The organism is Dialister sp. CAG:357, assembly GCF_000435155.1.
In the GTDB taxonomy this organism is placed as follows: Bacteria; Bacillota; Negativicutes; order Veillonellales; family Dialisteraceae; genus Dialister; species Dialister hominis.
The window spans coordinates 1-1758 of record NZ_FR896412.1 but is presented as its reverse complement, the minus strand read 5'-3'; the positions used below and the strand labels follow the sequence as shown (position 1 = coordinate 1758).

The 1758-nt window shown below is 55.3% G+C and carries 1 protein-coding gene; it reads left to right on the top strand.

Annotation, left to right across the window (positions count from 1 at the left end; translation table 11 throughout):
- A partial coding sequence (locus M3200_RS04075; RefSeq protein ID WP_288178131.1) for a carboxylesterase family protein occupies positions 1-1702 on the top strand: 1702 nt, incomplete at its 5' end.
- Positions 1703-1758: the final 56 nt, after the last annotated feature.

Genomic DNA, 1758 nt, shown 5'->3' with positions numbered 1-1758 from the left:
GGCTGCCGCCGCTCTTGTCATGCCGCTGTCTTCTTATGCGGCTGCTGCACCGCAGGCAAGTCCTGCTGCCGTCACGCAGAAGGCGCAAGTGCCGGCTCCGGCGTATGCGGATTCGACGCTGCAGGCGACAAGGTACGGCCTTCTTCAGGGCGCGCAGGAAGGCGATGATTTCGTCTGGCGCGGTGTGCCTTACGGCCAGGCAGAGCGCTGGAAAACTCCGGAAAATCCTTCTTCCTGGACGGGCGTGCGCGATGCGCTGAAGACAGGCCCGATGGGAACGCAGGAAACGGCCAAGGGCGTGAAGGGCGTAGAAAGCTGCCTCAATCTCGATATTTTCCGTCCGGCTACGAAGGAACAGAATCTTCCGGTTCTTTACTTCATTCACGGCGGCAATAACCAGAATGGCGCTGCCGATCAGGTGAACCTCTCGCAGTTTGCCAAGAGAGCGAACGTCGTTGCCGTCAGCATCAATTACCGCCTGGGGGCTCTCGGCTACAATCCGCTCCCGGCTGTCCATCATGGCACGAAGGTGGAGCGCTCAGGAAATTACGGTTTCCTGGATGCCCTGCAGGGCCTTGACTGGGTCAAGGAAAACATCGCAAACTTCGGCGGCAATCCGGACAATATCACTGTCTCGGGCTTCTCCTCTGGCGGCCGCGATGTGATGGCGCTCCTCATTTCACCGGAAGCAAAGGGGAAATTCCAGAAAGCCATTTCCTTCAGCGGCGGCATGACGACCTCCGACCCGTCCTGGGCCATCGGCATCTATGCCAAAGCCTTCGCTCCGCTCGTCGTCGCTGACGGCGTGAAGCCAAATGAAAAAGAAGCCATCGCATGGCTGAAGAAGGATACACCGGAAGTCGCTAAATACCTGAACGGCCTTCAGGCAGAACGCATTGCGACGGCCTTTGGCCACGCAGGCATCCGCATGGCAGCCTTCCCGCACCTCTTCACTGACGGCACCGTCCTTCCGAAAGACGGATTCAAGACGAAGAAATGGAATGAAGTGCCGCTCATCATGACGACCGGTACAGATGAATTCTCCCTCTACACGAGAATAAATCCTTACTTCGCACCATCCGTCAAGGACAAGACCGTCTTCACCGATGAAAAGAAATATGCAGAATTCACTTTCTCCAAGAAGTACGGCAGTGAAATGTACCGCCTCTTCAACGCAGAAGCTTCTGCTGAGCAGATGCTCGACCGCTACAAAGCGCCAATCTATACCATGACGATTGCTTACGGAAATAATCCTGAACTCGTAGGCCCGGAAACCGCCTTCCTCTCCGGCTCCGTCCATGGCATCTGGATCCCGTTCGTCACCGGCTATGCGACATCCACAACCGCATCCTATCCGAAAGGCTCCTTCGACAACCCGGGCGCCCTCGATCTCACAAGAAAAGTCCAGCAGTACATCGGAAACTTCATGTGGGACGGCAACCCGAATGGCCAGGGACTCCCGACCTGGAACCAGTGGACCAGCACCAAGACCGGCCCATCCAACCTCGTCGTCAATGCCGATGGAGAAAAAGCAAACATCCAGATGACAGACACCCGGTCTTCCTATGACGAAGTCTTCAAGGAAATGGAGGCCGACAAGACTGTCGATAAGAAAGACAAGGAGGCTATCATTCACAACGTCCTCAACGGCCGCTGGTGGAGCAAGCCCCTTGATCAGCATTTCGGGACAAAGACGAAGTAAAGATAAAAAAATAAGAGTAAGCAAAAGGGGATGTGACAAAATTCATCCCAACAAAA